Source organism: Aminiphilus circumscriptus DSM 16581 (assembly GCF_000526375.1).
Classification (GTDB): Bacteria; Synergistota; Synergistia; order Synergistales; family Aminiphilaceae; genus Aminiphilus; species Aminiphilus circumscriptus.
The window spans coordinates 96,054-121,126 of record NZ_JAFY01000001.1; the positions used below are offsets into that span (position 1 = coordinate 96,054).

General features: G+C 64.3%; 21 protein-coding genes and 2 pseudogenes. 9 read left to right on the plus strand and 14 right to left on the minus strand.

The window, feature by feature from the left end; all coding sequences use genetic code 11:
• Positions 1-105 precede the first annotated feature (105 nt).
• The 5 genes from K349_RS0100355 to K349_RS17560 all read right to left on the minus strand — a co-directional run bounded on the left by K349_RS0100355 (position 106) and on the right by K349_RS17560 (position 6,742).
• Entirely contained in the window at positions 106-1,851 is a 1,746-nt protein-coding gene (locus tag K349_RS0100355; protein ID WP_025745627.1) for a DUF342 domain-containing protein, read from the minus strand.
• Positions 1,852-2,449: 598 nt separating this feature from the next.
• Entirely contained in the window at positions 2,450-2,719 is a 270-nt protein-coding gene (locus K349_RS0100360; RefSeq protein ID WP_025745629.1) for a hypothetical protein, read from the minus strand.
• A gap of 457 nt (positions 2,720-3,176) precedes the next feature.
• Positions 3,177-5,339 (minus strand): methyl-accepting chemotaxis protein, encoded by a 2,163-nt coding sequence (locus tag K349_RS0100365; protein WP_025745631.1) that lies wholly within the window; start codon positions 5,337-5,339, stop codon positions 3,177-3,179.
• 187 nt (positions 5,340-5,526) lie between these two features.
• Positions 5,527-6,081, minus strand: coding sequence for an ImmA/IrrE family metallo-endopeptidase (locus K349_RS17555; RefSeq protein ID WP_025745634.1), 555 nt, complete (start codon positions 6,079-6,081; stop codon positions 5,527-5,529).
• A gap of 235 nt (positions 6,082-6,316) precedes the next feature.
• On the minus strand, positions 6,317-6,742 hold the full coding sequence (locus tag K349_RS17560) for a helix-turn-helix domain-containing protein (RefSeq protein ID WP_025745638.1): 426 nt from the start codon (positions 6,740-6,742) through the stop codon (positions 6,317-6,319).
• A gap of 187 nt (positions 6,743-6,929) precedes the next feature.
• Here K349_RS17560 and K349_RS17565 point away from each other — a divergent pair, with 187 nt between their 5' ends.
• From K349_RS17565 to K349_RS17570, 3 genes are read left to right on the plus strand one after another with little or no spacing between them, the layout of a single operon-like run.
• Entirely contained in the window at positions 6,930-7,418 is a 489-nt protein-coding gene (locus K349_RS17565; RefSeq protein ID WP_025745640.1) for a helix-turn-helix domain-containing protein, read from the plus strand.
• Positions 7,415-8,368 (plus strand): helix-turn-helix domain-containing protein, encoded by a 954-nt coding sequence (locus tag K349_RS0100390; RefSeq protein WP_169731272.1) that lies wholly within the window; start codon positions 7,415-7,417, stop codon positions 8,366-8,368. The genes K349_RS17565 and K349_RS0100390 overlap by 4 nt, the downstream gene beginning before the upstream one ends.
• The gene (locus K349_RS17570) at positions 8,365-9,066 is read left to right on the plus strand and encodes a DUF6475 domain-containing protein (RefSeq protein ID WP_051464148.1); all 702 of its coding nucleotides are present in this window, start codon (positions 8,365-8,367) and stop codon (positions 9,064-9,066) included. Before K349_RS0100390 ends, K349_RS17570 begins: the two co-directional genes overlap by 4 nt.
• Before the next feature lie 147 nt (positions 9,067-9,213).
• Here the strand turns inward: K349_RS17570 and K349_RS0100400 are convergent, their stop codons facing one another.
• From K349_RS0100400 to K349_RS0100415, 4 genes are all read right to left on the minus strand, one after another.
• Positions 9,214-10,686 (minus strand): hypothetical protein, encoded by a 1,473-nt coding sequence (locus tag K349_RS0100400; RefSeq protein WP_025745647.1) that lies wholly within the window; start codon positions 10,684-10,686, stop codon positions 9,214-9,216.
• 73 nt (positions 10,687-10,759) lie between these two features.
• Positions 10,760-11,578: an SDR family NAD(P)-dependent oxidoreductase gene (locus K349_RS0100405; RefSeq protein ID WP_025745649.1), complete on the minus strand. Its 819-nt coding sequence runs from the start codon at positions 11,576-11,578 to the stop codon at positions 10,760-10,762.
• 82 nt (positions 11,579-11,660) lie between these two features.
• The gene (locus K349_RS18960; RefSeq protein ID WP_157367215.1) at positions 11,661-11,930 is read right to left on the minus strand and encodes a hypothetical protein; all 270 of its coding nucleotides are present in this window, start codon (positions 11,928-11,930) and stop codon (positions 11,661-11,663) included.
• Between the two features lie 180 nt (positions 11,931-12,110).
• Positions 12,111-12,911, minus strand: a complete 801-nt coding sequence (locus K349_RS0100415) for an acetoacetate decarboxylase family protein (RefSeq protein WP_025745653.1) — start codon at positions 12,909-12,911, stop codon at positions 12,111-12,113.
• Positions 12,912-13,920: 1,009 nt separating this feature from the next.
• Between K349_RS0100415 and K349_RS0100435 the strand changes: the two genes are divergently transcribed.
• The 4 genes from K349_RS0100435 to K349_RS0100455 all read left to right on the plus strand — a co-directional run bounded on the left by K349_RS0100435 (position 13,921) and on the right by K349_RS0100455 (position 16,588).
• On the plus strand, positions 13,921-14,139 hold the full coding sequence (locus tag K349_RS0100435) for a DUF1659 domain-containing protein (protein ID WP_025745656.1): 219 nt from the start codon (positions 13,921-13,923) through the stop codon (positions 14,137-14,139).
• Positions 14,140-14,495: 356 nt separating this feature from the next.
• Positions 14,496-14,705, plus strand: coding sequence for a DUF2922 domain-containing protein (locus K349_RS0100445; protein WP_025745660.1), 210 nt, complete (start codon positions 14,496-14,498; stop codon positions 14,703-14,705).
• A gap of 648 nt (positions 14,706-15,353) precedes the next feature.
• Positions 15,354-15,599, plus strand: a complete 246-nt coding sequence (locus tag K349_RS19920; protein WP_025745662.1) for a YvrJ family protein — start codon at positions 15,354-15,356, stop codon at positions 15,597-15,599.
• Positions 15,596-16,588 (plus strand): glucosaminidase domain-containing protein, encoded by a 993-nt coding sequence (locus K349_RS0100455; RefSeq protein WP_025745664.1) that lies wholly within the window; start codon positions 15,596-15,598, stop codon positions 16,586-16,588. The genes K349_RS19920 and K349_RS0100455 overlap by 4 nt, the downstream gene beginning before the upstream one ends.
• Before the next feature lie 522 nt (positions 16,589-17,110).
• Here K349_RS0100455 and K349_RS0100465 read toward each other — a convergent pair.
• Positions 17,111-17,899, minus strand: coding sequence for a substrate-binding periplasmic protein (locus K349_RS0100465; protein ID WP_025745667.1), 789 nt, complete (start codon positions 17,897-17,899; stop codon positions 17,111-17,113).
• Positions 17,900-18,983: 1,084 nt separating this feature from the next.
• On the opposite strand from K349_RS0100465, the gene K349_RS15865 reads away from it, so the two are divergent.
• Positions 18,984-20,231 (plus strand): TolB family protein, encoded by a 1,248-nt coding sequence (locus K349_RS15865; RefSeq protein ID WP_025745670.1) that lies wholly within the window; start codon positions 18,984-18,986, stop codon positions 20,229-20,231.
• A gap of 328 nt (positions 20,232-20,559) precedes the next feature.
• On the opposite strand, the gene K349_RS19820 is transcribed toward K349_RS15865, so the two are convergent.
• The 3 genes and pseudogenes from K349_RS19820 to K349_RS18965 all read right to left on the minus strand — a co-directional run bounded on the left by K349_RS19820 (position 20,560) and on the right by K349_RS18965 (position 21,909).
• Positions 20,560-20,685: a hypothetical protein gene (locus tag K349_RS19820; RefSeq protein WP_274703373.1), complete on the minus strand. Its 126-nt coding sequence runs from the start codon at positions 20,683-20,685 to the stop codon at positions 20,560-20,562.
• 204 nt (positions 20,686-20,889) lie between these two features.
• Positions 20,890-21,129 (minus strand): annotated as a pseudogene (locus K349_RS0100485) (hypothetical protein); the annotation flags it as partial.
• A gap of 30 nt (positions 21,130-21,159) precedes the next feature.
• A complete protein-coding gene (locus tag K349_RS18965; protein WP_157367217.1) occupies positions 21,160-21,909 on the minus strand; it encodes a hypothetical protein in 750 nt (249 codons plus the stop codon).
• Positions 21,910-23,372: 1,463 nt separating this feature from the next.
• Here K349_RS18965 and K349_RS20000 point away from each other — a divergent pair.
• Positions 23,373-23,600, plus strand: a complete 228-nt coding sequence (locus K349_RS20000) for a hypothetical protein (protein ID WP_084460085.1) — start codon at positions 23,373-23,375, stop codon at positions 23,598-23,600.
• A gap of 12 nt (positions 23,601-23,612) precedes the next feature.
• Here the strand turns inward: K349_RS20000 and K349_RS20005 are convergent.
• Positions 23,613-24,667, minus strand: a pseudogene (locus K349_RS20005) (DUF1848 domain-containing protein).
• Positions 24,668-25,073 lie beyond the last annotated feature (406 nt).

The window sequence follows — 25,073 nt, forward strand, 5'->3', positions numbered from 1 at the left end:
AAGGTCAAGGGCTTTTCCGCGAAAACAGCGCCCCCGTCGTCGGACGGGGGCGCTGCCTGAATGTGCCTGCGCGGAGGTCTTGCGCTCTTGTGGGGACTGCGGTGTCTACCGGTACGAACCCATGGCGATGGAGCCCGTGTCGCTGTCGAACCGGAAGGAGACGAAGCGCAGCTCGTCCTTGATCTCCCGGCGGGTGCCGCGGATCTCCACGATGACGCCCGGGTGCAGCTTCTGCTTCACCTTGATGTAGCCGCCGCCCCGTATCTTTTGTTCCATGCTGTTCCGCAGGGCGGTCCGCTCGTCCTGCAGGTGGTGCAGCTCCCGGATGGAGGCGTTGTAGTGCTGGATGAGCAGCTCCATCTTGGTCTGGATGTCCGGGGGAAGGACGATGCGGCCGTCCTTGACGAAGCGGGTGACGCTGCGCTTCATCACCTCGGAGATTTTCGCCGCCATTTCCTGAAGTTCCCGGATGCGCGCCTCCAGTGCCTCGATTCTCGCCCGGGTGCGGAAGTCGATGCCCGTTGCAAGAAGGGTGCGGGTGCCCATGGGAGTGCCCGCAGCGACGACGTCGATCCGCTCCAGGGCCACCACGGAGCCGCCGAGGACGCCCTTGTCGGAGCCGCGCCGTCCTTCGAGAATCACGCTCTTGCCGGAGTGGACCCGGGCGTGCATGAGATGGGACTTGGCGATCACTTCTTCGTCGGCGGCAACGATGCCGCCTTCCATGAAGCGCATGGTCACCTTGCCTCCGGCGTCGATGTCGCTTGTCTCGCCCAGGATGCCCCCGTGGATGTGCACGTCCCGCCCGGCCTTGATGGAGGCGGACTCCACGTTGCCGAAGACCTCCACGTCCACTCCGGCGCTGACGAGAAATCCCTCGCGCACGTGGCCCCGGACGATGATGCTGCCGTCGAAGAGCACGTTGCCCACGCTCAGATCCACGTCGCCGCGCACCACCACCACGGGCTTGACCAGGAGGCGGTTGCCCCGGAACATGGGCTGCCCCGTGGTGGCGGCCGTGAAGAATTTGCCGTCCTCGGAGGCGACGCCGTCTCCCATGGTGAGGGGTGATTTGGGCGGGGCGGGGACCTCGATGACGTTGCCGAAGATGTCCCGTCCCGGTTCGCCCGGAATGGCGGGTTCAAGGATGGCGAGCAGCTCCCCCGTCTCGACGGAGAAGATCTCTCCCTTGTCCCGGTAGTCTACCTTCGCCTCGGCGTGTTCCATGCGGGGCGGCCTGCGTCCTTCCAGGGGAAAGAGAATTTCGAGGCGCGCCTCCCGGGGAAATTGTGGGGGAATGCCCTCGGCGGCGACCACCCGGCGCTGGATCTCCCCGGTGGTGTTGCAGAGGTGCACTCCCTCGGAGAGGCTCTCCTCGGCGATCTCCTTGATGCCCATTTCCAGGAGATGGTCGCAGATGGCCGCATAATCCAGCGTTTTGCCGCCTCCCGAGGCGGGGTAGAGATCCACCAGTGCCTTGAGGCGGTCCTTGGAGACCTGCACGTCGAAGGTGGCGTCCACGGGCTTGACCGTGCCGTCGCTCTCGACGGCGGCCACGTCCATTTCGGAGAGGAGTTTGTCGATGCCCGCCTCGAGAAACAGTTCGGCCCGGCTTTTCTCGCTCTCTCCGGCGTCGGGGGCGTTTTCGCCTGCAGGAGTGCCGGAGGCCCGGTCGAAGAGAAGGTCTGCGGGAGTTTCGGAGAACATGTCGAAGGTCGGGGAGCCCGGCGTTCCTTCACCCGCGTCTGTTTTCGCCTGTTTCGCCGGCTGTTCCGCGAACATCCCGGCGTCGTCCGTCGTTTCCCCGTCGCCGCATGTTTCCTTGTTGCGGGGTTTCAGCACGTCGTTCATGACGCATCGTCCTTTCGGGGGTTCTCTCTTGGGCGTCGTGCCGCACCGCACCGCATCGCGTCGTCGCGCTGCCTGCGCCGTTACGCTCTCCCGGGGGCATGCCGCCAGGCCTGAGAGAACGTGTCTCCGGGTTTATGGGAGAAGGGACCGGAGTCACGCCCTCCTTTCGGACAAGGATAAACGTTGACACGCTGTCAATGTCAAGTAGCGTCTGCGGCGGAAAAGGGGGTCGTCTTCCGGGGAAAAGATGCGACCGAAGGGAAGGAGGCTTGTCCCGGCGAAGAACATCGCCGCATGGTGGTGTTCGCCGCTGCTCTTTCTCCCTGTTGTGGCGAAGCATCATCGACTCGTCGGCGGATTTTATCACCGCATCGTGTGTCACGTTGTTTAAAACGGTATAACACAAGATGTCCCGTATGACATGAGGCCCGAGGCTCATCTTTCGGCAATGCGGGCTCAGAGCCGGGAGTCCGCCTGTTCCGGCCCTGGAGCTTGGCCTTGTCCGGCCCCGGAAGTGTTTCTGTTTCGTCCCGGGAGGTTTCCGCCCGGCCCGGGGAACATCTCCGTCCGGGCGTTTCCCCTTCGCTCGGTTCCGTGCTCATTCCGCCCTTGGGGAGGGGGAGGGAAGAAAGGGGCGTCGCGGCAAAAGTCCCCCCAGGCGGCGAAGAATTCCCCGAAAGCTGGGGCGCCGCCGCCGCAGGTGCGACGGCGCACTCCCCGACGCGGGGAGCAGGGTCGCGAGGAATCGCCGTTCACCCTCCGTCGGCAGTTTCCACCCGGCGCCCAGATGAACGGCGTTCGGCAGCGGGGTGCCGGGTTTGCTCCGGGGCAACGCATTTCCTTTACGGACACGGAATAACACGGTCATGGAGGTTCCTCCTTCCCTGTGTTTTTTACGAATTTCCTCGCCGGGTGTTCTCGCCCGGTGTTGTGGCAGGCCCGCATTTTCCCGGCGGGTCCTCAGGAAACGGCTGTTTTTCGTTTCGGTGCGCGTGCCGGTGTTTCTCGTGCGTCGTTTATCGTTTGTCGAGCGTCTGTGTCAGCGCAACCGTTCGTCCAACCAGGTAAGTCAAGTTATCCAAATATAAGTGTACATCATTTTTTTGTTTTTGGCATGCTTCGTTCTCCAGGTGCTCCTGGTGAGGAGGGGGGTCGGCGGTGCGTCCTCGCCGCGCAAAAGACGCTGCCCGCGGAAGGTTTTTTGCGGGAGATCCGCCGTGCAGGGGCGATAAAAAACAGGGGCGATAAAAAAAGGAGGCGGGGGCGGCCACGCCCCCGCCTCGCTCTGTGGATGGACTGCAATGACGTGTGTTCCGCAGGTTGCCTCAGCGTCGAGGCCCCGGAAGAGCCGGCGTTTTCTCGCTCAAGGAGAACCCCTCCAGGGATCTCCTGAGTTCGCTGGAAATGGAGGTGAGCTCTTGTGCTCCCGCGGCGACGCGCTGTGCTTCGTCGATGACGTCATTCATCACGGCGCTCACGGCCTTTGTCGCCGCTGTGGCCTCTCCCACCCGAAGGGCGATGTTCTGCACGGTGCTCGCGATCTCCTCGCTCGATGCGGCTTGTTCCTGCGACACCGCCGCAAGGTCCTGGGTGGCGAGGGTGATCTGCCTCAGCGAGGCGAGGATTCCTCCGATGGTTTTGCGGGTCGTCTCCGCCAGGGCGGCGGCCTCCCGGGATTCCTTGGCATTGTGCTCCACCGCGGAGACAACCTGATCCAGATCCTTTGTGATCTCTCCGGCCAGATCGGTGATGCGCCGGGCCGCGCCGTTGGATTCCTCCGCCAATTTTCGCACCTCTTCGGCGACCACCGCAAAGCCCCGCCCCGCCTCGCCCGCCCGGGCCGCCTCGATGGCGGCGTTCAGAGCGAGCAAGTTCGTTTGGTCTGCGATCTGCGAGATCTGGCCGACGAATCCTTGGATCTGCCGGGCTCGCTCTCCAAGGCCTCGCACGCGCTCCGCTGACGTCTTGGATTCCTCGGCCAGGCGCAGAACGCTTTGCTCCACTGCGAGGACTGCCTCGGCCCCCTCTTCACCCGCCTTGTGGGAGCGGTCTACTTCGCCGGCGATCTCCGTGCTCCGCTGAGCCGCCGCCTGGGCGCCGCTCGCCACCTCTTCCACGGAGGCGTTGATCTCCTGGGCCGCCGCGGCGAGGTTCTCCATCTGTGAAGCGACCTCGTTGCTGCGCTCCTCCGCCTTTGCGATGAGTTCCTTCACGGCCTCGGCGATGTTCGCGAAGGTCTCTGTCTCCGTTGCGAGGCGCTCCGATTCCCCCTCGATGGTCCCAATGGTTCCCCGTTGGGCGGCGATCATCTCTGCCAAGGCAACGGCCATCTCGCCGAGTTCGTCCCGGCTCGCCACGCCGAAGTCCTCGAGGCGGATGGAGAGGTCTCCCTGTTTTGCTCGCTCCGCCAGGACCGCCACGCGGCGGAGCGGCCCCACGAGACGCCGGGCGACGAACCAGACGAAGAAGACGAGAAGGAGCATACCCCCCGCCGCGAGGGAGAGGATCGTTTTGAGAAGGCCCGTCGCCCGGGCCATGACCTCCTCCTCGGCGAGGACGACGCTGAAGCTCCAGGGAATGTCCGTTCGTCCCGCCCGAACGGGCACCGTGGCCTTCAGGGTTTGTTTCTTGAGCGCCTCCGACCAGGCTTTTTCGAAGAAAGCCTCGCCGGCGCGGAGTTTGCGGAGGTACTCCTCGCCCTGGGGCGTGGTCAGCTCTCCCGTGGGCTTTCCGATCCTGGTCGTATCGGAGTGGCTCGCCACGATGCCGTTATTGGTGACGAGCCTGCCAAAGCCCGTTTCGTAAAGGCGCATCTCTTTGGTGATCTTCTGAAGGTCCTCCAGGGCGAGGTCCGCCCCCACCGCGCCGATGACTCTGCCGCCGGAGAGGACCGGCACGACGAGGCTTGTCACGAGGACCGTTCGCCCTCCGGCGGACCGTGTAAAGGGCTCGACGATGGTCTCCCGGGCACGCTCTCGGGCCTTGAGATAGTAGTCCCCAGGGCCGGGCTGGTCGTAGCCTTCAAGGGCCCGTCGCTCCAGGGCGCCGCCGGCGCGAATCCACAGAGGAATGAAGCGTCCCGAGGCGTCGTGTCCTTCCGTGCCGGCGAACTCCCGGTCCTTGCCGTCGAAGGCGTCGGGCTCCCAGCAGCTCCAGAGGGCGAAAAGCTCGGGCGTTTCCTCGATGGTGCGCCGGAGCATGAGGTCCACGATTTCTCGCGTCGCATACCCCGCCTCCTGCAAGCCTCCGATGGCCGAGGCGAGGGCCCGAACGGTGTCGAGGGGAACCTCGAGGGCGGCCTTCATATCCGCCGCGTACTCCGTGGCTTTTGCCAGGGCAAGCGTCTCCGCGTCGCCAAGGGCGTTTTTGTGCTCCAGATAGGCCGTTGCGCCGATGAGGACCGCCGTGACCGGAAGCACCGCCAGAAGCATGAAGAGGACGAGTTTCCATTGCAAACCGAACCGCCTGTGCCGCAACGCCTTTTCCATGAACAGCCCCCCCTGAACAGAGTTTTTCCCCCGGCGAAAACGTCAGCGCCTCCGGAGGGAGAAGAAAAAACAACGCCCGTGTTTCACAGCACCCTTGCGTCATCTCTTTTTCTAAAGAAAGTATAGCACGGTCCTTTTGGCTGGAGCAAGAAGTCCCGAAATCACGAGGACCCGATGCCCGCTCTTGTCAGGAGTGGAAGTCCCAGTCGTCGGTGTTTCCGAGGCTTTCCGCCCCCTTGGGGGGACTGGTATCTCCGTCGGTGCAGGACGGCATCAGGCCGAGCTGCACCAGGCGGATTCGCATGGCCTCCCGGGAGACGAGATAGCGCGCCGCCAGCTCCTTCACGGGCGGAACAAGGCGCCGCGGTTCCCGGACGAGAAGCAGCTTGGGCATGAGCAGTTCCGCGGCGAAGCGGTTGGCTTCGGTCTCGCGGAGCGGCGATCGCTCCAGATTCCACGCTGCCCCCGCCGCTCTGGCGGCGTGTCCCGCCAGCAGGGCGTGCCCCAGCTCGTGGGCCACGCTGAAGCGCTGTCGCTCCCGGCTCAGTGCCCCGTTCACGGTGACGAGACGCCGCCCGTCCCGGGTGCGCGGCGTGTACACAGCGTCGAAGAGCGCGCTGCCGCAGGAGACGACCCAGATCTCGACTCCGAGCGTCCGGCACACCGCGCCCACATCCACGGGCGGTTCCGGACTGCCGAGGCGCACCCAGAGCTTGCGCGCCGTCACCTCCGCCCACGTCATGGGGTGCCTCCGCACCGGAATGCTGGGTCCCGCCGGCAAGCCGCCGCATCGCGCCGGAGGGCGGTTTCGTCGATGCAACGTCCGCCCTCGGAGAGAGCCGGATTCTGACCATTCCGTTTTTTCGCGGTCGCCGCGTTGGACGGCATTTCCTCGAGTCCGCGGCGTTTCCCTGTGCACCCGATGCGGTGCGTTCCGTGGGGCGGCCGGTCGGGCAGCGCCGTCAGGGACGGGGACATCAGAAGCTGCCCTCCGCCCGGCGGGCCTTGAGCGATGCGTCCACATAGCCGAGGGCCAGCTTGAGATGCGTCACCAGAAAATCCCAGTCTTCCTCGGTGAGTTCGTGCCGTGCCTTGGCGAGACTCCGCAGATGGAGTCCCACTTCGGGATGTTTGCGGGCCAGCTCGTCGAAGAGCGCCTCGCTCTCGCTCACCCGCCGTTCCGGCGGTGGCGCCGGGGCGATGTCCTCGTCGCCCGCGAGAAAGGAAAGCGGGCAGCCCAGCACGTTTGCCAGGGCCTTGAGCATCTCCAGGGTGAAGCGACGCTCCCCCCGCTCCATGCGGCTCACGTTCGCCTGGGTGGTGCCCAGCGCCCGGGCGAGTTCCTGCTGTCCCATTCCGGCGTTGCGCCGGGCATAGCGGATCCGTTCTCCCACTGAGGACACGCGGATCACCTCCTTTACGTCACGGCGCACCGTGCGCTGTCCATCATGCGTCTTCTTTGCGCGGCCATGTTCCTCCGTTCAGTATACTCTTTTTCGGCATAACGTAAACATATTTTGTCATAGAGCATGTCTATGCGTATTGAAAAATGTCGAAAAGGATTATACGATGCCTCCGGAGGTGATGTCCATGTCTTTCGACGACACGAAATGCCGCACCCATCTGTCCGCACTGGCCGAGAACATCCGGCGGGCCCGGATCAAAGCAGGATTGAGCCAGGTGGAACTGGCCGAAAAGTGTGCGCTCTCTCAGGGAAATCTCTCCCGCATCGAGACGGGGGAGCGCCGTCCCTCGGTGCTGCTGCTGTTCCGCATCGCCGAGGTGCTGGAACTTTCGCCGACGCGGCTTCTCGCCCGCCGGGGAAGAGAGAGGGGGTTTCCATGCCGTCGCGCCGAGGTACCCCGCGCCGGCTGCATCGCTGAAATGGAGGCGGAAGCCGGATCGGATGCGGCAACCGCAGTGAGTGCGGCAAGCGGCGTGAATTCGCAAACCGGAACGAATGGAACAGGTGGAACAGGTGGAACAAATGGAGCGAATGGAGTGGTTCGGGCGGAGAGGGCGGACGCCGGGTGGGCATTCCGCGTGGCCTCTTCGGAACGGAGAGGAGCGCTTCCGTGAGTGCGGCGGGTGACCGCGAAAGCGCCGGGCGGGTCGGAGAGGTGGGCGACCGGCCCGACGCGGCCCGTCAGGGCGGCTGGTTTTCCCGGGTGGGAAACGCCGTGCTGGACGACGAGACCCTCACGGCCCACCAGAAGAGCATCTACGCGGCGCTCTGCCGTTTTGCCGACCGGGACGGGCGCTGCTACCCCTCGCTGGCCACCATCGCCGCCAAGGCGGGGTGCGCCCGAAGATCCGTCGTGGAGGGGCTGCGGGTGCTGGAAGAGCGGGGGTATGTGGTGCGCGAACCCCGCAGGGCCGGACGCTGCCGCATCAGCAATCTCTATTGGGTCTACGGAGATAAAACGGCAACCGAAAGTGAAGCCGTGATCGCACGCAGAAAGATATCCGAAAGCCAAGATGCGGCCGAAACCCCTAACGCAGGCGAGGATGGCGCGTTCAGCCTTCCGGAGACGTTGGCGTGGACAGCCGCAGGCGGCGTCGTTCCTTTGGGCGCGGAGCCGAAAGCGGCGGAAACGTCGCCCGGGGCGGTGCGGCCCGGCGTTTCCTGCGGCGCGGCGGGAAGTGCGGAAGCGACGGCGAAGACGGAGAGGCCCCGTTTTGCGGCATTTTCGTCGCCGCTGTCGCCGCTGTCGCCGCTGCGGTGCCCCAGAGGCGGAGGAGCGCGGGAGCTGCCCCGGGTTGTGCGCGACGCGCCCTCTCCGGGGCAGGACCCGCCCGACGTCGTGCGACAGGTGCCTCACTCCGGGCGGGAGATGCCCCACCCCGGGCAGGATGTGCCCTTGGGTGGTGCGCCTGCTGCCTCCAGAACCAGACTCAGGAAACCAGACCCAGAAACCAGACGGGGGGACCAGAGAGAGCCCCCCCGGCCCGGGGGGGAAGAGGCCTTTGCCGCCTGGGTGGCGGGCGTGGTGGACCGCATTCTTGGGGCCGGAGGAACGCGGAAATGACTCCCGAGGACTTCCGCGAGTTCGTGACGCTTTTGGGGCGCACCGCCGAAGTGTACGGGCGCCCCCTGCCTCCGGACGGCGCGCTGACGGTGATGTTCAACGCTCTGGCGGACTGCACCCTGGAGGAGATCCGCGCCGCCCTCACGGCCCATATCCGGAGCTGCAAGTTCATGCCCCGTCCGGCGGATTTGCTGGAGCAGATCCGGGGCAGCGAGGAGGACCGGGCTCGGGCGGCGTGGCACCGGGCGCTCGCCGCCTGCCGGGGGGTGGGGACCTGGACCTCCGTGTACTTTGACGACCCGGCGGTGCATTACGCGGTGGAGCGCTTGGGCGGATGGCCCGCTCTCGGGGCGGTGCGCGGAGAGGATCTGCCTTTCCGGGAGAAGGACTTCTGCTACTGGTACGCCCGGGCGGAACGGGCCGACCTCGCCTGGGACGCGGTGCCGCCGGTTCTCATCGGGCAGCACCACCTGCTCTCCCGGGGTGGTCTCTTTCCGCCGCCGCCCCCCGTGCCCGCGGACGAACGCACTGCGGCGGCCCTGCCCCGGGGGCCCGCCATGGCAGCGGGCGCTGGTGCGCCCCAGGGTGTTCTTTTCCGGGCGGGGGCTGCGCCGCTTCTGGGCGAGATCCTCGCCCGGGCCGGAGCGGAGGCGGCCCGGAGGGCCCTCTCGCCGGAATGCAGGCTGGTGCAGGCGTAAGGCGTGGAAGGCGCGGCGGACACGGAAGGTCTGGGGCGCCTCACCTCCGCGCCTCCGCAAGGGGCAGCAGGCGGTCGCTTCCGCCGCGGGGAAGGAAAACGCCACCGTGCGCGGCGATAGCGGCGCCGGAGGCAGGAGGTCGGTCGCTCAGGCCGCGGGGGTGTCGGCGCGGCCTGAGCGCATTCGATCCAAAAGCGTCAGGATGTGCAGCAGGTAGAGAAGGGCGCCGCCGTTGGCGGCGAGGACGGGGCCGAGAATCCATCCGGGGATGACGCCCGAGACGAGCATGGACGTGCCGAACAGGATGGAGAGCAGGTTCATCGTCACCTGGGTGGTGGTGAGCTTCACCAGAAGAGGCGGAACGGGGCCGGGCGCGGAGAGGTGCGCCTTCGGGGATGCGCCGGCGTCCGGAGAGGCGTCCGTTCCCGGAGAAGTCTCCGCCGCCGGGGATGTGTCGGTGCCCTGGGAAGTGCCCGTGTCCGGACCCCTGTCCGGAGAGATGCCCGTCCCCGGGGCGTGCGGCGCTCCTCGCGCCGTCAGGAGGGAAAGGCAGAGCTTGCCCAGGGTGAGCCCGCCTCCCAGGATGTTGCACACCCCCACGAGGACGGTGAGAAACGGCACGAGAACGCCCGGAACGATGCAGGAGACGATGCCCGGGGCGGCGAAGAGGAGCCCCAGGATGATCATGAACCGCGACCTGGGAAACGCCCCGACGGGAGTGCTTCCCGCGGCGAGCATCTGGAGGGCGAAGAGCACCATCAGCAGACCGAGCTGGGCGCTTCCCGAAAAGGGAAGCAGGCCCAGGTTGACGGGGATCAAGAGCACCCCCAGAAGGACCATGAAGACCCCCGTGAGGAGCAGCAGCGCCCGGTCCGCCGGCAGCGCCCCCGGACCGCTCCGGGGAATTCCCGCCTCGGGATAGAGGCGGTAGACCTTTTCGAGGACGAAGGCGAGAAGAAAGAGCGCGCCGCCGAAGGCGAGCGCCACGAGGGCCGTCAGCGGCGTGGCGAACAGATCCTTCTTCCAGACCAGCAGCCCCAAAAGAATCGACAGCGCGTAGACCGCCCCCGCCGCGGCGACGAGGCGCCGGAGGACGCCCCCCTGTTCCAGCCAGGCGCGGCACTTTTCCCGGGAGAAGAGCATCTCCAGAAGCAAAAGGGCACCCCCCGGGCCGAGGCAGAGGGCGAGCAGCATCCGGGGCATCTCGCCGAGCAGGTCCGGAACGAAGCAGGTGACGATGCCCACGGAGGCGACGGCGATTCCCAGCGCGAGCAGCGGTTTTGTCCGGCGGGCGTCGCCGAAGGGCGTTTTCCCAAGCGTGACGATCTGCACGGCGAAGAAGAAGAGGAGCAGCCCGTACAGCCCGTTCTCGTACCAGGGGAGCGCGCCGGAGGCGGCGGAAAAGAGCAGCGCCCCCGCGAGGGTCAGGGCGAGCCCGCCTACGAGGAGGATGACCACTTCGAGGGGAAGGTCCGTCGCGTCCGAGAGCCCTCGCAGGCGCCGCAGCGACGGGAGATGTCGCAGAAGCGGCGGAGATCCCCCGGGCTGCACGAAGGAATGCGCGTTTCGTCGCTCCGGCGTCACGGCCGTCTCCTCGCCTTTCGTTCTTTCTTCCTTCATGGGTCTTCCTACCCCCTGACTCCTGTTCATGCGTCTTTTCCGCCTCGGCTTTCGCCGTTGCAAGGGCAGGCTCTCAGCAGTAGGTCCCCTTCGTGCGGTAGTTCTCCCGGCGCTCCGCTGCCATTTCCCGGGCGAGGCGCTGGAATTCCTCGTAGTCTTCCCGGTAGAGCCGGTCGAACTCCCGGGCTGCTTCGGGCAGGACGATCACGATGGCCTTCTTCTCTATTTCGGCGAAGATGTACTCCACCGCTTCCTCGACACTGATGGAGTCCGGCGGAGGGGCCATCTCGCCGAAGATGGCGGTGCGGACGTTGGCGGGGCAGAAGACGCTGAAGGAGAGTCCCTCCACCTCCAGCTCGTACTGCAGGCTCTCCGTCATGCTGATCACCGCGCTCTTGGTGGCGGCGTACACCGCCTGATAGGGAAGGGGAATGCGCCCCGCGATGGAGCCGGTGTTGACGATGTGGCCGAATCCCTGCTCCCGCATGATCGGAATGGCCGTATAGGTGCCGTGGACGACCCCCATGAGATTCAGGTTCACCACGAAGTTCCAGATGTCGAAGGTGATCTTCTCCGTCGGCAGGGTCATGCCCATGCCCGCGTTGTTGAACACGAAATCCAGATGTCCGTCAAAGTCCTTCGCGTCCCGAACGAGAGCTTCCACCTGGTCGAGCTTGGTGACGTCCGTGTGCCGGGGGATCACTGTTCCAAGCACTGTTCCACCCAAGGCGCTCCGGAGGCGTTTTGACTCCCTGGCGAGGTTCTCGTCATTCACGTCGGCCATGAACACCGCCCGGGCTCCCCGGGCGAGCAGCGCTTCCGTGATGCCCAGGCCAAGGCCCGACGCGGCGCCCGTGACCACCGCCACCTTGTTCTCGAAATATCCGCTCATGTCCCCCATCCTTTCTTGCCGGTCCGCCTCCTGTCTCTTTCCCGTTCCCCGTCTTCTGTCTCCGGTCCTTTCCTCCGCATTGTCACCCCTTCTGGCGCTTCTTTCGTCGGGGTCTTGTTTTTCCGTTTCTTCTTTCTTTTTTTCTCTCTCTGTTTCTCTCTGTTTCTCTTTGTTTTTCTCTCGTTCTTTCTCTTTTTTTCTTTCTTTTTTTCTTTCTTTCTCTCTCTCTCTCTCTCTCTCTTTCTCTCTCTCCTTTTTCTCTCTGTTTCTTTCTCTTTCTTATGGAAGCTCTGAATAAAGGCCTTTCGCTTTCCCTTGACTCAGGCCGCATCAGACTCTGCGAGGCTGACATAGCCTTATTCAGAGATTCCTTATCTCTTTCTCCCTTTCTTCCTTTTTTTCTCTCTATTTCTCTCTGTTTCTTTCTCTCTTTCTCCCTTTCTCTCCCTCTCTCCGTCTCTCCTTCCCTGTTTCTTTCTTTCTTTCTTTCTTTCTGTCTGTCTGTCTGTCCCTTTTTTCGGAATTCCCCGCGTCAGGGGAGCGCTCTCGAATCGCCCACGTTGAGCTGCGCCGATCCCTTGAACATCATCGCCGTGAAGGGGCTCTTCACGGGAAGATCCGCGAGGGTGGCGATGATGGGCCACTGCAGGGGATGTTCCGCCGCGGTGAGTTTGGTCCAGGTGCAGTGTCCCTCTCCCGACCAGGCGCGGGCCATGCGCGCCTCCTGGGGATAGAGCGTGGCGTGGCTCAGGGAGGCGCCTCCTCTGCCGAGGTTGGGCAGATAGCGCCAGCCGAAATAGTTCATCTTGCTCCGGGAATTCGCCGCGGCGACCTCGCTCTCGGAAAGTGCCCGGGTACGGGTCATCTCCAGCGTGAGGAACGTGCGGCTCTCGTAGCTCGCGGCGGTGAACCAGCGATCCTCCACGCGGCGCTCGCAGGCGATGTCCGCGAAGAGCTTCGGCATGCCGTCCTCCTCGCGCCCTCCGATGATGGGGCAGGCCTTGTTCTCCCAGATGACGAACACGTACTCCCCGACGAGCCCCTCGCCGTTTCCGAGGTAGCGCACCGGCGTGGTGACCTGGATGAGCCGGTACTCACCGCCGGCCATCCACGCCACGTCCCGGGCGTTCGAGAACTGAACGTTCACCAGGGGCTCCAGCAGCTCGAAATCCTCGGGAAGAATCGGGAGCAGCGCCTCCGGATCCGTCCGAAACTGAAGGCTGATGCCCGTCATGTCCCCGTAGACGGTGCGCACGGGATAGAAGGCATGCCCGGAAAAATGCACCGGCATGGCGTAAACGTACTCGTCCCTGAGCCTGAAGGTGCCTCTCATGGTTCCGCCTCCCGGAATGGATTTTCTGCATCATGGCATTTCTCGCGTGGATTGTCAAACCAGTACCCTGTCGCTTCGGGCGCTTTGGCTCACGGTGGCGCAGTGCATTTCCAAAGGACGGGGGAAGTGCGGTGGAGGGGGCATGTCCGCGCCGGAGCCGAGGCCGGGACTGCCTTGGACCGGGGATGGTGGGCTGTTTCTTCTCCGGGAGGCGGAGGAAACGCGTCGGAAAGAACGAAAAAAACCGGGCAAGAACCGGGGCGGAGCCGAACCAAGGGAAGCGTCGGAAAGAAATCGGAACAGGTCACGCACCCCGGATGGCGTGCTCCGGCGGAGGTTCCTCAGGCGCTGGGTGCGCCTCTGGTGCGTGTGCATGAACACTCCGAGTTCTGAAAAATCGATGGGCAAACCTGCAAAATCCGAAGAAAAACCTGCGGCATCTCTGAATAAGGCTGCGTCAGTCCCGAAAGTGCTTCGCAGAGCCTGATGCGACCCGAGTCAAGGGAAAGCGAAAGGCCTTTATTCTGGAAATCTCTGAATAAGGCTGCGTCAGCCCCGCAGGGCGCTTCGCAGAGCCTGATGCGACCCGAGTCAAGGGAAAGCGAAAGGTCTTTATTCAGGGCTTCCTCAGAGCTTCCTCTAAATAAGGCTGCGTCAGCCCCGAACGTGCTTCGCAGAGTCTGATGTGACCCGAGTCAAGGGAAAGCGAACGGTCTTCTTCAGCGCTTCCCGAAGGAAAACCTGCAAAAAACTTCGGAAAAGCCGGGGAAAAGCCGGGGAAAAGCCGGAAGAAGAACTGAAAAAACGAAATGGGAATGCCTTTTAATGACATATTTATGCGTATTGCGTGAACTGAATATGTCATTTAGGCTGAATTCGTGGAACGGAGACGGGAATTCGGCACCGCCGAAGGCCCGCTCTTCGGAGCGCTTCCGCGCCTTCCGCGAAGAAGCGCGGCACGCTCCGCACGGTTCCGACACATTTTTGCATCAGAAAGGAGGTGAAAGGCATGGCGAGTTTTCTTTCCGAGGGCAGCCGGCTGATTCTCAAGGTGCAGACCGGCAGCGACGAGTGGGGCAAGCCGAAGAGCAAGACCCTCTCCTGGCGGGGCATCGACCCCGAGGCCTCCGCGGACGACGTAGACGCCGTGGCGAACGCCCTGGCCGGGCTCTGTCTCTATCCCCGGCTGGAGGTGCAGAAGCAGGACACGGACCTGGTGACGGCCTGACGGATCTTCCCGTGAAGGGCCTCGCCGAAACTCCGCCGCCGTTGCCCGCTTTTTTCGCGGACGGCTCCGGGCGTTTCCGGTCCTTCTGAAATGCTTCCGTGTTTCCTTCCGAAGGCATTTCAATGTTCCGGGAGAGGCTCCGGGATGTGCCCCGCTCCAGTGCGGTTTCCAGGCTGCGGGCAGGGGGAGCGGAAACCTCGGCGCGGTCCTGCGCCGCATCGCCGAGGAACGGCGGAGGGCAGGAAAGGGAAAGAAGGAAAGAAAGAAGGAAGGAAGGAAGGAAGGAAGGAACGAGCAAGCCAAGAAACGAACGAAGCTGACGAACGAAGCTGACGAACGAAAGGAGGTGACATTCCATGGAAACCAGAACGTTGCGCATGATCTTCGGCCTGTCCTCGGGAAAGGAGTGGGTTCTTTCCCTGTCCAATCCCCGGACGGATCTCACCGAGGGAGACGTGACGGCGGTCATGCAGGCCATCATCGACAGTGACCTGTTTCTCGTCGGGCCGGACATGATCGTCCGTGCCGAGATCGTGTCCCGGAACGTCACGGAAGTGGTGGCCTAGCGGCCTGGAATCGAGCGGCCCGGAGGAGAGAGGCGTCGATGGGTTCGGGGCAATTGGCCCGGCGCCAAGGGGTTAGGGCTTAGAGTTCCTTGGTTTGTGTCGAGGGACCTGAGGTCGATGGTTTTGAGTCGATGAACGGGGAGTCCTGGCTGTTTTTAGGGAAACCCTGATCACCCAGAAATCGCCCTCTCTCGCTTTTCGAGTGCATCGCGTTTTTCCGGAATCGGCACGGCATGTTTCAGAGGCTCCTTAGGGAAGCTCTGAATAAAGGCCTTGCGCTTTTCCTTGACTCGGGTCGCGTCAGGCTCTGCGAGGCGCCCCGCAGGGCTGACGCAGCCTTATTCAGAGGCTCCTCATATCTGAAGGCCAAAGATCTCAATGCGTTTCCTTTGAAGCGTGTGCGGGGCGGCGGGTGCTCGTGCGGCGCCAGGCATCGCCGCCCCGTCTATCTATGCGGGCCGGAGAGAAGGCCTGGAGAAAAGGTTCATGGAAGGCTCATCTGGAAGGCGTATGAAAAAAGTCCATGGAAAAGGCCCACAGGGATAGCGTGTGGAAAAGGACCACAGGAATAGCGTCAGGAAAGACTTGCAGAAAAGACTTGTAAGAAAGCCCCGGGAACAGGGGGAGACAAGGAGGGAGGAGGCAGACATGACGGAACTTTTGCAACAGTTCGTCCAGCACGGATTTTCCGTGGTGGTGGCGGCCTATCTGTTGGTGCGCATGGAGAGCCGCCTCGACGCGCTCACCGATGCGATCCGCCGTCTGCAGGCGGTGCTCGAGACGGGGATGTTTCGCAGTGACGAGACGGCTTCGGCGGCGGTGCCCCGTGCGGGGGCCACGCTCTTTCGGGGCGAAGCCCGTTCGGGAAGGTCGGCGGGGAGGCAAAGCGCATGACCTTCTCGGGCGGCTTCGTCGGCGTGCCTGTGGAAGCGCGGTCGCTTTTTCGCATGTCTCAGCAACGGGACCAGCGGAACAGTCAGAAAGGGCAGCACGAAAAGAACGCCGGTCTCGGTGTCGCGTCTCTCGTCGCCTCAGCCCGCGGGCACCTCGCTCCGGTAACGGGAGTGATGGTGACGAAGGCGACGACAACGGGAGCAACGGCGTCGGCAACGAAAGCGGCGGCGAAGGCGGTGGAAGATGCGGAAACGAAAGCGGAAACGGAGGCTGTGGTGAAGGCCCCGAGAGAGACGGTAACGAAAGCAACGGCGTCGGCAAAGACGGCGGGAGATTCGGGAACGGATCCCCGAAAGAGCGCGGAAGCGCTCTCTCGGAGAGACGACTCTCCGGAGGAGATGCCCCGCCTGGTCTTCGAGGCGGTGCGCGTCGGCAACGGCGCCCGTACCCTTCACCGGGGGGCGCCGCTCAACGCCTTCGGCGCGGCGGTGCAGACCTGGCACGAGACCGGGGGATTCCGTTCCGCGGCGATGCGCCGCACCTGGAATCTGGCGGGTATCAAATGCACCCGGAGCTGGGTGGCCGAGGGCGGTCTCTGTTGGAGCAGCGCCACAAAGGAATGGAGTGGCGGGGCGGAGCGGCGGGTGGAGGCGGCGTTCCGGCACTACGGATCGCTGGAGCATTTTCTGGCGGATTACTCCCGGCTCCTCGCCACGTGCTTTCCTCTTGCGGCGCGCAACGCGGACTGCTGCTGGCTCTTCTTTGCGGGGCTCTCCTGGGGCGTACCCCGCAAGGACGGCACGCGCCTCCGGTGGGCCACGGACCCAAACTATAGCGCGTCGCTCGTGCGGGCGGCCCTGATACTCGCGCCCTCCCTGCTCGGCGGCGCCTGGAAGGACATTCTGCACTGCTCCTTTTCCGCGGCCCGGAGCCGGGGCTTTCCCGACGCCGCCCTGGAGGCGCTGATCCGAGCCGCTCTCGCCGCATGACCTTCCCGAAGCGGGCGTGGAATCGGGGAATTTCGACAGATTCAGGAATCATTTCTGCGTAGTCATGATGGAATGCGAAAGTTGTGCGCGTCAGTTGTGTGCGTCAGGCCCGCGCAAAAGGGTTTTCATGGCGTTTGGCGGACATCCGCGGGAAATGGATGTCCCCTTCGTGCGGGAATCTGGGTGTCCCTTGACGACGCGAAAGGGACCCGTTTTCCCCGGGCCCCTTCCGCGTCGCTTTTTCTGGTGTGCGGACCGACCGGGCCCGTGTCCGTAACGCTTGGGAGAAGCCACATTGCTTCTCGGTCGGCTTTGCCCCTGTCCCTGCGTCTCTTCCTACTCCGGTTTCCTCCGGTTTCTCTCGCTTCCGCACGCCCTCTCTTTTTCTCCCCGAGGCGTTCGTTTCTCCGCCTTTTGGGGGAAAGTGTCTCCGCAGACGAGACTCAGTCTCCGACGTTGCGACATTCCTTCGCCGTCTCCTGCCGGAGGGCACGGCACTTTGCGTTGCAGTGCCTCGGCGTCTTATTTAAACCATTTCTCGCACAGGGCGTCCTTCTCCTGTCGCACCACCTCATCCACCAGGGCCTTGAGCGCCGGATCCACGTCTTTGGGGAGCACGACGCCGAACTCCTCGGAGGAGAACAGCTCCTCCAGCACGGCCAGGGACGCATCCTCCTTCGCCTCCGTCAGGGCGAAGGGGCTGTCGAGAAGAATCGCGTCGAGAGCGCCCGCCCGCAGGGCGTCGAGCATCTCCGGAACGGCGGCGAAGATGAAGATCGTGCTCGATCCGAAACGCTCCCTCGCTACACTTTCGCTCGTGGTGGCCTGCTGGACGCCGAGTTTTTTCCCCGCCAGAGCGGCGGCGTCGGTGATGGGGGCCGCTTTCCGGAAGAGCACCATCTGCCCTGACGTGAAATACGGCTCTGAAAAGGTCACGTAGGCGGCGCGTTCGGGGGTGATGGTGACACCGGAGAGAATGAGATCCACGTCGAAGGGAGGCCACCCGCCGGGGCTCCAGGCACCGCTCACGCTTCCCGCGTCACCGTCACCCCAGGGAAGCGGCACGATCTTGAGGGAGACGCCCGCCGCGGCGGCGATCTTCTCCGCCAGATCCACGTCGAAGCCCGAGGCGGTGTTGTTCTTCCACATGTGGAACCGTCCCCAATCCTCGTCCTCCAGACCGAGGTTGAGCGTTCCCCGCGCTTTGATCTCCGCCAGGGTCGCCCCAAAGGCGACGGACACCGCCAGGAGCACCGCCACCGTACCGAGCAGCACCGCAAGAGACTTCCGCAGACTCTTTCTCCGTTTCATTGTACACGCTCCTCTCGTAAGATTTTTGAAAGCCCTGAATAAAGACCTTTCGCTTTTCCCTTGACTCGGGTCGCATCAGGCTCTGCGAGGCGCCATGCGGGGCTGACGTAGCCTTATTCAGAGATTCCTTTTGCATGATGCCCTTGTCGTCGCGTCAACTCGCGCCTTGCCTCGCCCGACTTTGCCTCGGGTCATCTCGTCTCATCTCATCTCATCTTGGATAAAGCCATGCCGTTTCTCGTTCCGCTCTGTTTCGTGCTTCTTCGTCTCGCCTTGTTCTATCTTGGGGAAACCCTGATCAAGTAGGAATCGCCCTCTCTCGATTTTCGATTACATCGCGTTTTCCCGATGCATCGCGTTTTTCCGAGATCGGCACGGCATTTTTCAGAGGCTCCTTGAATCAAGCCATGTCGTGCCTTGCGCCGAATCGTGTTCCGCCTTTTCTTGCCTTTTCCCGTCTCGCTCCGTGTCGTTTTCGCCGCTCAGGTCGTGACCTTTTGTTCCGTTGGCTCTCCCGACCTGTTTTGTCCCTCTCCGCCTCACCTCATCTTGGATCAAGCCATATTGTCTTTCGTTCCGCCCCGAATCGACCACCTCGCTTTTTCTCCGCAGAAATTCCTTTTGCTCCTGTCCTGAATGTCTGTCATGCCTGCGTTCCGGTCTTTCCTGCGCTCTTTTCTTTCCTGTGTTCCTCTCATTCCGGCGGAGCACCGGTGCTGTCTGCGCCCCCGCTGGGCGTTCTCGCCCGGGAGCATTCCCGCCGCGACGTTTTTACGCATGCCGGCCGACATGGCGTCACGCTTCCTCACGGAGCATGCGACATGTTCCACCATAGTGTTTATAACAGAAGGAAGACGTCTCGAACAATGTTGGAAAAGTGACGAATCTGTGTTATGTAGATAAAAAATCGTTCCTCGGGGGAGACGGATGTGCGACGTCGGAAACCCCGTGCGGTACGGAGGAAACGAGACGGAGAGGCGGCACGGCGGAGGGTTACGGGGAGGAAATGTTCCAGGAGAGGATGCGGAGGATTTCTGGAACGTGCTCCTGAGTCCGGCGGAGGGTGACGGGGAGGAATCTTGGAATGGCCTGCGCGAAGAAGACGTGGATGACAAAGGCGTGGACAAAGGCGTGGATGAAGGCCTGGAGGGGAAAGAGACTCTTCGGCGGCGCCTCGGGTGGCGCGACAGGCGCCCGGGTGGGAGCGGTGAAGCCGACCGCGGCGGGTGTGCTCCTCGGCGCGACGAAAGCGCCGGGGCAGGTGGAACAGTCGGAGCGGAAAAACGCCTCCGGAGCTTTTTTCGCGGTTGTTCGGAGCGTGCATGCTGCGGTTTCGCACCGCGGCAGCCCCATCGCCGTCGCCCCTGGGGTGCTTTTCGCCCGTATCGCCCTGGGGGTGCTTGTCGCGCTCTTCGTGGCGGGTGCGGCGGGGATGGCGGGAGGCTTTTTCGCTCCGGAGGCGGCGGCCGCGGCCGCGGCAAAGGAGGCAAAGGTGGTCTTTGCCCGGGACGGAGGCGTGTGGCTCACCGACGTCGCGGGCGGCACCCCGCGGCGGCTCTGCGACGGCAACGACCCGGAGATCTCCCCCCGGGGGGACGCCGTGGCCTTTACGGACTACCGCGACGCGGGGCGGCGAATCGCCGTGTTGCGCCTGGGCGAAAAGACGGCGCAGCTCGTGGCGGGCATTCCCGGCGACAACAGCTACGGCCCCCGGTGGTCCCCCGACGGCATGCGGCTGCTCTTCAACCACTGGCTTCCAGACGAGGCCCGGTGGGTGACGGCGGTGGTTTCCGCCTCGGGAGGCGACCTGCGGCTCGTCTCCGGCGCTGTGCGGGATGTCTATTCCCCCTTCTGGGCCGCCGATGGCGCGAGCGTCTACGCCCAGGATCTGGAGTTCCTCTACCGCTTCGACCTGCAGGGGCGAATGCTCGAAAAGCGTTCCCTGGCGGAACTTTTCGGCGATGCGGTGAGTTTTTCGAGCGCCGTGCGCTTTTCCGTCGCCCCCGACGGGTCGGCGGTGCTCTTTGACGCGGATCTTCCCGAAATGAGCCCCCTCGCGCAAAAAGTGGGCGAGCCCGTGAGCGCGGTCTTTCTCTGGCGACCGGCGAGCGGGGAGCAAGGGGCTCGCGTTTCCCCCGAGGACATGAGCGTCTTTTCCCCCGCATGGCTTCCGGACGGCTCGGGCTTTCTCGCGGCGGGGTTCTCCGCTTCGGATGTGAAGGGGAAGGGCGCCTCCCTGCGGCTTCTGGTCTCTCTCTACCGCTTTTCCCTGGACGGCGGTGCCCCGGTGCGGCTGGTGAAGGACGCCTTCTCCCCCTCCTGCGGCAAATAGGCCGCCCGAGGGCCGGGCGCGCAACGGCGCGGTCTTGCAGGGGCGACGCGGTACGGCACGATGTGGCACGACGCGGTCAAGCAAGGGTGACAGGGCGTGGTATGGAAAGTGGTATGGAAAGTGGAAAGCGCAGTGCGATTGTGATGCAATGCGAGAGGAGCTCGCCACAGCGCGGCGCGGCATAACGCAACGCGGCATGGAAACGGCGCGGCGCGGGAAGGGCACATCACAACGCGGTGCGGTACGAGACGACACGGTAAGGGTGCGGCGTGGAAGGCGCGGGACAACGCCGTATCACCCGCGCCGCACCTGTGGCGTGGCTCGTTCTTTACTCCTCCCGGCGGCGCTCGGCGCGGCGGCGCGCCTTGGAGGACGCGCGCTTCACCTTCTTGCGGGCGCTCCGCTTCGTTGCCGTGTAACACCACATGTCGTGTTTCCCCTGGGGCTTTGCCATGTTCTCCTCCTGTACGTTCTCTTTTCTTGTGGGAACCCTGATCAAGTAGGAATCGTCCTCTCTCGATTTTCGATTGCATCGCGTTTTCCCGATGCATCGCGTTTTCCGAGATCAGCACGGCATTTTTCAGAGGCTCCTTGTCTCGTTGCCTCGTGGTCCTCTCGTGTTCTCGTGCCGTGTCCCTCCCGTGTTCGTTGGGCGCCGCTAGAGTAGGCCCGCGGGAATGGCGTACACGTCCTCCGCCAGGGGAAGAAAGTGCTCGGCGAAACACACCACACCGCCGGTACCGACGGGGACACCCGTTTTCCGCAGCGCCGCAAAGGACCGGAACGCATCTCTTTTCGGCGAGGCGGTCTTCTTGAACTCCACGGGAAAGAGCGTGCCGTCCTGTTCGAGGAGAAGGTCGATCTCCACCTGATCCCTGTCGCGATAGTAGAACATCGTGGCGGTTTTCCCCGCGTGCCGGACGTGTCGTCACCACACCTGGGGATTTTCGGGATCCGCGTCCACGGGGTCGGCGTAGCCGTCTCCGTCCGTGTCCGGGTTCAGCTCACTGTTGTAGTTGGGAATGGTGAACCGCGCCGAGTAGATCATGGGGTCGAAGATCTGCCGGGCCGACGCGACCAGCTCCGCCTCGGGACAGCTTTCGAGAAAGAGCTGGTACGACGTGTAGAGCGGGCTCCGGGCGAGGATCGTGATCTGGATGAAGGTGAGCATTTTCCCCGCGCTGCCGTGCATCCAGCGGATGAAGGCCGCGTCCATGAGCCCCCCGTCCCCGGCGAGCCCCAGGGAGGCGAAGGGGTTCTTCTGCTCCCGGGCAAGCAGCACCGGCGACGCGCCGCCCACGAGCTTCTGGAAGACGAAGGCCCGCAAATCGTCCGTGGAGAGGCCGCCCTGCACCTGGGCCATCTGGGCGAAGACGAAGTGCGTCAATCCCCGAGGGTCGGATACCCAGAGAAACTGGGGATTGGCGTCCCGGACCGACCACTGGGGCGGGTACTGTATGTACCAGTCGCCCCCGGTGTAGAGGGGCCAGCCGGGAATCTGCCCGTGGGCCTTCTCCGTCGATGCGCTCCGCCAGACCGCGAAGAAGTTCCGGATGTACGCCTCGTTCTCCGGCGAGAGCGGATCGTGCACGCTCCCCTGGGCCGCGGCGGCGGGCGCGACGAAAAACAGTGCCGCGGCGGAACGGAGCGGCGCCGGCAGCGCCGGGGCCTGAACCAAAGCCTGAGCCGTGGCTGAAATCGGAACCTGAACCGGAGTGGAACGCGCGGAAATCGGCGCTCCGAGCGACGCCAGGGTCAGAATGACGAGGAGAACCGGGAGGACGGTTGCGGCGGTGCGGAAGCGTCGGTGTGGCGACGGAGCGGCTCCGTGCCGGAGCGCATCGCCCTTGTCACGGCGGCCCCTGCATGGAAAGGTCGTTCGTGGCCCCCTGTCAAAAGAAGCCGCTTCCGAACTCCCCTTCGTTTCCGGCGAAGCCGTCCCCGACAGCCCCCTCGTTTTCAGCGAAGCCGCTTCCGGAAGCCCCCTCGTTTCCGGCGAAGCCGTCTCCGAACGCCTCCCCGTTTTCAGCGAATCTGCTCCTGACAGCCCCCGCGTTGCCGGCGAAGCTGCTTGCGGAAGTCGCCGGGAAATTTCCTCCGAACCTCCCCGTGGAACTCTGATGCGCCGCTCCGTTGCCATGACGCTCAGCTCCTCTCTCCGTGTCCCTGTGTGCGGGATCATGCCCTGCGCTCCTCGCCGGATGTCGCTTGCGTGATTTCCCTGTCCCGTGTGCGCATGCCTTCGGGTCGGCCACCGGCGCAAGCCGAGAGCAGCCCCGATGCCCTGTCCTTGTCCCTGTGTCTGCCTTCGAGGATCTCTCCGCGCGTCGCTCTTCAGGGGCAGTGTACGCCCTTCGGAAAGTCCAGGGAAGGGGGGAGCGGAGCAATACAAAAGAACACCGCCGAGCAACAACGCGAAAGACCAATGCAAAGAGCAATGCAAAGAGCAATGCAAAGCGAGACGAGGCAGAAAAAGAGCGTGACGGAGCGGCATGAAAAAGCAGTGCAGCTGGTCGACGTGAAAGAGCAGGAAAAAAGGCAACGCAAAGGAGCGATGCACGACACAAGGCGGAGGCATGTCGCGAGATACCGTGGAATGGTTTTCGCAACCGCGACGACGCGGCCGGGGAAATGACCAGCCCCCGAAGTGAGTGTCACGAGGTGAGCCCTGGTGACCAGTCCCCGAAGTGAGTGTCACGAGGTGAGGAAGGAGCGTCGGCGGGCCGGTTGTCCGGGCCGGGAGAATGAGCGAATATGGGAAGATGATGGCATCCGGGAAGAATTCTTGATGCTTTGATGCTGAACCGGGTATATGTATGACCGGATAAGACAAGATCCAGAAAAAATCATGACCGGGAGTACCCATAACCAGGACCGGCCGGGAGGTCGATTTCATCGTCCCGGTGCGCGGCCGGCCGCGCTTGTTGGTCCAGGTGTGCGAGTCTCTGGCGGACCCGCAGGCGCGGAAACGGGAGCCTGTGGCTTTGAGTGAGGCCATGACCGAGCTGGGGCTTACCGCCGGAACCATCGCCGTGGTCCCGGCACGGCGGTTCCTCCCTGACCTGTCGGAATCCACGGAATAGCTGCTCGGTTGCATGTGACAAGTACTGAAAAATGCTCCGCCGATTCCGGAAAAACGGCATGCGACCCGCGATCCGCCGGGTCATGATCGGCGGGGCCCCCTTTCTCATGGGAGAGCTGGAGGAGGCGTTGCGGGTGCGCGGACTGGTGCCCCTGTATGCCTTCAGCGAACGCGTCTCCCTGGACGAGATGCAGCCCGACGGCAGCGTGCGCCGCACCCTCGTCTTCCGCCATCGCGGGTTCGTGGAGACCGGACGCACTTCTCCGCCTTCCTCGCCAGGGGCGTGACACGCCGCCCCCTCACCCCCCCAGGCAGTCCTGTCCCGGGGCGAGCGCCCGCAGGCGCGCCCGCGCCGCCTCGGGCGAGGCGGTGGCGTAGCAGTAGACGCACCCCGCCGGGCAGGTGCCGTAGGCACCGATATCCTTGCTTGGAATGCAGCGGCAGGCGGCGCGCTGCCCCCGGTCCTTTCCTCGGTTCGGGGCCGGGGCCGCCCCGGGTGCGGATTCTCCCGGCGCACAGGCCGCGGGAAACCGCAGGGTCTGCCGCGCCGTTTCCGGCGCGCCTGCCGCCGTCGTGCCGCGCAGAAAACGGCACAGCACCGGGTCGTGTGGTGCGATGCGCCGCAGCAGGTCGCCGTCGATGCAGCGGTTGTGCCCGATGCCGTATGCCTCCAGGTCGATCCGTTCCGCGCAGGTGGCCCCCGAAGGCCCCATTTCCGGCAGAGTGCGCCGATGCCTTCGGCGAGGCGGTGCATCTCGTCCTCGGTGGGGGCGCGGAAGGGAAGGCGCGCCCGGTCGAGGGCGGCGCGCACCTTGCGGTACTCCGCCACGTCGGCGAAGCTGAAGACGAGCTGTTCCGTCGCGGGGGCGAGGGCCTCTCCCACGGCCTCCACCTTTGCGAGGAGCCGTTCCGCCGAGAGCCCGCCGCCGAGGAGGAGCGGATCGAAGCGCCAGATCACCCGCTCCCGCCCGATGCGTCGCGAAAGCCGCACAAAGGCCCCGAGCCGCTCCGCCAGGGGCGGTACCCCCGGCTCCAGTCCCTCCGCCTCGTAGTCGTTCACCGTGATCTGCACCACAAAGGGAAAACGTGCCTCCAGACGCTCCGCCGCCGCCAGAAGCGGCGCGGGATTCTTGGTCCAGAACGCGCAGGCCCGCACGTCCCGGAGCGACACGAACTGCTCCGCCCCGCCGAAGGGATTGCGCCACCGCACGTATCCCGCGTCGAGCCGCTCCAGAAACCACTCCAGGTAAAAGGCGGGAATATCCGTCGCCCGGCTCGCCGAGAGCACCAGCGGCGCGATGCCCTCCCGCACACCTTCGGGCGTCTCCACCGGTACCTTGCGCCACGTGCCCATCCTCCGCCCCCCTCCCCAAACCCTTGACTCGCTGCTTTTTCAATACCCCGCGTCACGTGCCCATCCTCCGCTCCCCTTCCCTCATCCTTTCCTTTCTCGCCCTTCTCTTTTGGAAGTTCTGAATAAAGACCTTTCGCTTTCCCTTGACTCGGGTCGCATCAGGCTCAGCGAGGATTCCTGAGAGGCCGGACCGCTCCGCGCCTCGTCCGGTGCCTCGTCGCTCCGTGTCCGTCGCTCTCTTGCGTCGGTCCGGGGGAGTGCCTTTCGCCCCTTTGCGGAGGGCGAGAAGAGCGCCTTGCCGAAGGCATCGCCGCGCTCCGCTGGAACGCGCCGGAGACCTGCGTCCGAAGTATACCCCTTCGCGCTTACGCGTGTCCTTCCTCCCCGCGGGGGTGCCCGCAGAAGG